Source organism: Colwellia sp. 6M3, assembly GCF_014077595.1.
In the GTDB taxonomy this organism is placed as follows: domain Bacteria; phylum Pseudomonadota; class Gammaproteobacteria; order Enterobacterales; family Alteromonadaceae; genus Cognaticolwellia.
Map to the genome: position 1 here is coordinate 1 of NZ_JACGWF010000143.1, position 6,359 is coordinate 6,359.

The window sequence follows — 6,359 nt, forward strand, 5'->3', positions numbered from 1 at the left end:
AGTTATAAGTGTTTTTTTGTCCTGTTTAAAATATCAGCCTAAACTGTTGTTATTGTAGGGTTTAATTGTTGACGTTGTGTTTTTATGTATTATTTAATTAGCAAATGTAAATTTTTAAATATATAGATGTAAAAGTTTGTAATGAAAATGTAAGAAAACTCTGTTTTAATTTCTCCTGAATAAAGCTTTTAAAATAATAAATAGATTAATAATTAGCTAAGTAAAATTTAAATAAAACATAATACAAAACAAAAATCTAACTTATACCAAGGAATAATATGATGAAAACTCATCGTCTCTCTCGCATTACTGGCGCAGTTGTACTTGCGTTAGGATTGTCAACATCAGCCATGGCTGATGATACGTCATCGTCAATTCGTGGCAACATCTTAACTGCAAGCGGCAATGTAGTTACTGATGCAACGATTACCATCGTTCATGAGCCTTCAGGCACTCGTAAAACATTAAAAGTTAATGATACGGGTAATTTCTCAGCTCAAGGTTTACGTGTTGGTGGTCCATACACGGTAACTATTGATTCTGATGTATATGCAGATAAAACATTAGAAGGTATTTATATTACATTGGGAGATGTATTCCGTCTTAATGAAGTTTTAGATGATGTTAATATCGAACGTATTTCTGTTACAGGTTCTTCAGGATTTTTTGACCCATCAAAAGGTTCTTCTAGTGTATTTAGTGGTGATGATCTTACTAAGTCAGCTGCTTTTAACCGTGACTTGAAAGACATTGTTCGTCAAAACCCAATGGCTGTAGTTAGTAACGACGGCAACACCCTATCTCTAGCCGGTAGTAACCCAAGATATAACAGTTTAGCTGTTGATGGTGTAAACCTGAATGATGATTTTGGTTTAGCTGGTAACGGTTACCCTACAGAGCGTTCGCCAATTTCTTTTGATTCAATTGATCAAATTAGTGTGGCAATTGCACCATTTACCGCTAAAGAAGGCGGTTTCTCTGGTGGTAAAGTGAGCGTTGTTACTAAATCAGGTACAAATGATTTTCACGGTTCAATGTTTATCGAACAAGCTAAAGATGCTTGGGCTGGTACACCTGAAACGGATGATGGTGACAAAATTGATTTAAGCTTTGATGAAGAAACTTGGGGTGCTACATTTGGCGGTCCTATCATTAAAGATAAACTATTTTTCTTCGCATCTTACGAAACCTTTGAATCGCCAAGTTCTGTTGATAAAGGCCCATCAGATTCTAATGTTGCTAATAAAGTTACCCAAGTGTCTCAAGCGGAAGTTGATCGTGTAATCAACATTGCTAAAGACAAATATGGTTATGATGCTGGTAGTTGGGACGACTCTATTCCATTAGAAGATGAAAAATATTCATTGAAACTAGACTGGAATATCAGCGAAGACCATCGTGCTACTTTTACTTATTCACATGGCTCTAGTAACAGTGCCGGTAACCAAGGTGGTGGTAGATCAGATGATTTATACCTATCTTCACATTGGTATAACCGTTCAAATGAGTTTGATACTTATGTTGCTCAGTTGTTCTCATATTGGACAGAAGATTTTTCAACAGAAGTTAAAGTTTCTAAAAAAGAATCTATTAACGGTCAAATTTCACTAGGTGGTTATGAGTTTGGTGAAGTTAAAATTGATACGGTTAATGGTGGTGAAATTATGTTGGGCGCTGATGACAGTCGTCATGCAAACCAACTAACCAATGAGACTTTTCAATTCCGTGTTAGCGGTGAATACTTGTACGAAGACCATGCTATTTCATTCGGTTGGGAATACGAGAAAGTAGATGTTTATAACATCTTCATGCAGCATTATTTAGGTTCTTGGTATTTCGATAGCATTGATGACTTTGAAGCTGGCAACGCAGGATTTTTTGAATATCAAAATAACCCAAGCTTAAATCGTGATGATGCAGCCGCAGAGTTTTCTCTTGGCAATCATGCTTTATATCTTGAAGATAGCTGGGATGTAAATGACTCGTTAAATCTAACTTATGGTTTACGTTACGAGTTAACGGTTAATGATGATGCTCCAAACTTTAACCAAAGCTTTTTTGACCGTTATTCTTATGCCAACAATGAAAACCTTGACGGCTTAGACGTATTATTACCACGTGTTGGTTTTAACTGGACAGCAACTGATGATTTAACTATCCGAGGTGGTGTTGGTCTATTTAGTGGCGGACGTCCTAACGTATTTATTTCAAATGCGTTCACCAACGACGGTTCAAGAATCGCCTTATATCGCAGCGGTAGCGCAGCATTTTTACAAGATGCTGATCCAAGTGGCATTCCACAAACTGCGCAAGACGCAATATCTCAATCTGAGTTAGGTGGACCAAACTCGAATATTGATGCTATTGATCCAAACTTTGAAATCCCTACAACATGGCAGTACAGCTTAGCTGCAGATTATGTTGCTGACCTTAGCAATATTGGTTTAGGTGATGATTGGCGTATAAGTGGTGAAATACTTTATAAAGATATCCAGAAAGATATGGCTTGGTCTGATCTTTCTCGCACTTTAGATACTTCAAAAGGTAATGGTGGTTTAACTGTTGAAGGTCGCCCAATTTATACTTTTGCTAATCCGGATAGAGAAGCCCGTGATGTATTATTAACTAATACGTCTGGTGGTCATACTATGATTGAAACATTGTCAGTTGCGAAAAACTGGAAAAACGGTTTTAAAGCTAACTTCTCATATACTCATTCAACTATTCGTAATCGTGTAGATGCTACTGGTACTTCGTCAAATACAGCATATAACTTTAACCCGGTTGTTGATCCTGAGAATCCTACTATTGGTACATCAGCTTACCAAGTTAAGCATCGTTTAACGTTTAACCTTTCATATAACGCTGAATTGTTTGAAGGTTATAACACTGGCATGCATATGTTTTGGGAGCGTAAGTCAGGTCGTCCATTTAGTTACTTGTTAGGTTATAACAACGATGATGGTTTATCTGGAGAGTTAGATCTTACAACGGCAAACTTACCATACATTCCAACAAGTGCTAGCGATAGCGCGGTTGATTTCGATAATGGTTTAAGTTATGACGAAATTATGGCTGAATTAGCATTAGCTGGAATCAGTTCTGATGGTGGTTACCTTGGTAAGAATGCTTATACAGCGCCTTGGACAACGACTATGGATCTTCGCTTTGAACAAGAAATTCCAGGTTTCATGGAAGGTCATAAAGGCTTGTTCTATGTCGACATTAAAAATGCTTTAGCAATTTTTGATGAAGGTGCAGCACGTGTTTATCAATTACCATTTGGTCAATCAGCAACAGAGATACTAGATTATAGTATCAATGATGATGGTCAATATGTGTATGATTCTGCAAATATTAGTGAAGGCGAATCACCTGCTCAATTTAAAGATAGAGAATCAACTTGGAGTATGAAGATTGGTGTTAAATACACTTTCTAATACCCAGTAGATAATCCTTAATTTAAAAAGCCAACAGTGATGTTGGCTTTTTTTTTGTGAAAATATAAAGTTTGAATTAGCACCTTGCAGTGTTGAATTCTTGATTATATAAGTTGCTTTTCTTTGAGTGATTCACTAGGATAGATAATAACTTGACCACATGGTCAGATAAAGGTTTTTATAATGATGAACATTGAAGAAAATAAATTTATAACGCTTGTTAATGCTGCGAAAGAAGGCTTTAACAATGCTTATGCGCCATACAGTAACTTTCATGTTGGTGCTGCTGCGTTAACCGTTAATGGTAACGTAGTTAAAGGCTGTAATGTTGAAAATGCCTCATATGGATTAACCGTTTGTGCAGAGCGTAATTGTTTAGCACAAGGTGTTATTGCAGGTGAAACATCGTTTTCAGCGATAGTTATTTATACTAACCAAGAAAAATTAACGCCGCCATGTGGTGCTTGCCGACAAGTTATTGTTGAGTTTTTAGCGCCGAATGCACTGGTGGTTGCTGTTAACCATAATAATGATAAAAAGCAATGGACAGTTAACGAACTATTACCAGATGCTTTTACGCCCAAAGATTTACTGGAAAAATAAGGATTTTAGTTGATGTTATTACCACAAGAAATAATTCGCACCAAACGAAATGGTGACTCGCTTACTAAAGCACAAATTCAAAGCTTTGTTGATGGCTTAGTAACCAAAGATTTTAATGATGCTCAAGCTGGTTCAATGGCGATGGCGATTTTTCAACAAGGTATGGAAACCCGTGAAATAATTGATTTTACCATGGCAATGAAAAATTCGGGTGACGTATTGTCTTGGCCGGAATTAGAAGGCCCAGTCGTTGATAAACACTCAACCGGTGGTGTTGGTGATAAAGTTAGCTTTATGTTAGCGGCCATTGTTGCAGCTTGTGGTGCTTATGTTCCTATGATCGCCGGTCGAGGTTTGGGCCATACGGGTGGAACAGCAGATAAATTAGAAAGTATTGCAGGCTTTAATGTTCAACCAAGTATTGCTGAATTTAAAGGTATTGTTAAAGATTTAGGTATGGCGATTATCTCGCAAACTGACAACTTAGCACCAGCCGATAAGCGTTTATATGGTATTCGAGATATTACTGCTACTGTGGAGTCTATTCCATTAATCACCGCTTCTATATTGTCGAAAAAGCTAGCAGCAGGGCTTGATAGCTTAGTGATGGATGTAAAGGTCGGTAATGGCGCTATGATGTCTAATATCGATGATGCCAAAGCTTTAGCACAAAGTATTGTAAACGTAGCGAATGGGGCCGGTGTGCCAACACAAGCTATTATCACTGATATGAATCAAGTGTTAGGCGCTACCGCAGGTAATGCCCTAGAGATGGCTGAAACAGTTAAATACTTAAACGGCTCACTGCGTGAACCGCGTTTACATGCGGTAGTTGTTTCATTAGCTAAAGCCATGTTAGTCAGTGCAAAAGTTGCTGAAAATGAAGATCAAGCGCTAACAAAGATCAATCATGCCTTGTCTTCTGGTGCTGCTGCTGAAATATTTAACAAAATGATTCATGCCCTAGGTGGTCCAAGTGACTTTATGGAAGATCCATGGCGTTCAATGGAACGTGCAAACTGCATACAAGACGTTATAGCGTTAGATCATGGTTATATTAATGGTATGCAAACCCGTGATATCGGTTTAGCTGTTGTAGGCTTAAAAGGCGGACGTACAGCGAATGGCCAACAAATAGATCACACGGTTGGTTTCGACCGAGTTTTACCTATTGGTACTTTAGTTAACCGAGGCGATGTTGTAGCGCGTGTACATGCTAGAGATGAAGATTCAGCGCTTCAAGCAAGTCAACAGTACTTAGCGGCGTTAGACATAGGTGAGAAAGCAGCAGAACAAGCGCCTGTGATTTATCAAACTATTACTGGTTAGGCTTTTACCGCTTTAACAAAATACCTTCACAGGCAATAGCAGTGGAATAAAAACAGCGTTAATTCGCTGTTTTTTCATTTTTAAGAAAGCATCAATGGGATGACTAAGACTGTGTCGAGAAAGATTAGCGTTTTAATCTATTATGATTTCAATGTCAGTCGTAGGGTAAGCACAGCAAGTGAGAATTTCATTTTCACCGATATAAGCTAAAGGGTACTCGTGATATTCAACGGTCCCTTTTTTTAATGTACATCGGCAAGCACCGCAAAATCCATCACGACAATGAAAATGTGATTCGATATTTTCTCTTTCTAGGGTGTTCAGTATGTTTTTATCTTCATCGAGGAACGCTAGCTTGTGTTCCTCGACGGTAATACTAAAAGCCATAAATACTATAAATCGAAGTCGTCAAAGTCGTCACTTGATACTGACGAGTCAACTTGTCCAACTAAATAGCTAGAAATCTCGGTTTCTTGTGGTGCAACTTGCACGTTATCACTCACTAAATAAGAGTTCATCCAAGGTAGGGGATTACTTTTAATATCAAATGGTGCATCAAAACCGATAGCACTTAAACGTTGATTACTGATGTATTCAATGTATTGTTTTAAAATGGCCGCGTTTAGGCCGATCATTGAACCATCTTTAAATAGATAATCAGCCCATTCTTTTTCTTGTTCTACTACGTCCATGAAGATTTGTTTACCTTCTTCACGCAATGTAGTGGCAATTTCTTGCATTTCTGGATCGTCACGACCTGACATCCAGTTATTAAGCATGTGTTGTGTGCCGGTTAAATGAAGCGCTTCGTCTCGAGCGATAAGCTTAATTATTTTGGCATTACCTTCTAGTAATTCGCGTTCAGCAAAGGCGAATGAACAGGCAAAACTGACATAAAAACGAATAGCTTCTAAAGCATTAACTGAGCATATTGCTAAGAAAAGACGCTCTTTCAATTTACGTTCACTGACTTCTATAGTGTTACCG

Annotated in this window: 5 protein-coding genes; 3 read left to right on the forward strand and 2 right to left on the reverse strand. The window is 37.9% G+C overall.

Going from position 1 to position 6,359, the window contains the following annotated elements; all coding sequences use genetic code 11:
* Positions 1–278: 278 nt before the first annotated feature.
* The 3 genes from H4J50_RS18205 (at position 279) to deoA (ending at position 5,372) form a co-directional block, all read left to right on the forward strand.
* Entirely contained in the window at positions 279–3,440 is a 3,162-nt protein-coding gene (locus H4J50_RS18205; protein ID WP_108456215.1) for a TonB-dependent receptor, read from the forward strand.
* 183 nt (positions 3,441–3,623) lie between these two features.
* Positions 3,624–4,043, forward strand: a complete 420-nt coding sequence (locus H4J50_RS18210; RefSeq protein ID WP_239058954.1) for a cytidine deaminase — start codon at positions 3,624–3,626, stop codon at positions 4,041–4,043.
* Positions 4,044–4,055: 12 nt separating this feature from the next.
* Complete coding sequence (gene deoA, locus H4J50_RS18215) at positions 4,056–5,372, forward strand: thymidine phosphorylase (RefSeq protein ID WP_108456214.1); 1,317 nt, start codon at positions 4,056–4,058, stop codon at positions 5,370–5,372.
* A 132-nt stretch (positions 5,373–5,504) separates the two neighbouring features.
* Here the strand turns inward: deoA and yfaE are convergent, their stop codons facing one another.
* Positions 5,505–5,759: a class I ribonucleotide reductase maintenance protein YfaE gene (gene yfaE, locus H4J50_RS18220; protein ID WP_108456213.1), complete on the reverse strand. Its 255-nt coding sequence runs from the start codon at positions 5,757–5,759 to the stop codon at positions 5,505–5,507.
* 5 nt (positions 5,760–5,764) lie between these two features.
* The coding region (locus H4J50_RS18225; RefSeq protein WP_182257595.1) for a ribonucleotide-diphosphate reductase subunit beta at positions 5,765–6,359 on the reverse strand (595 nt) is incomplete at its 5' end.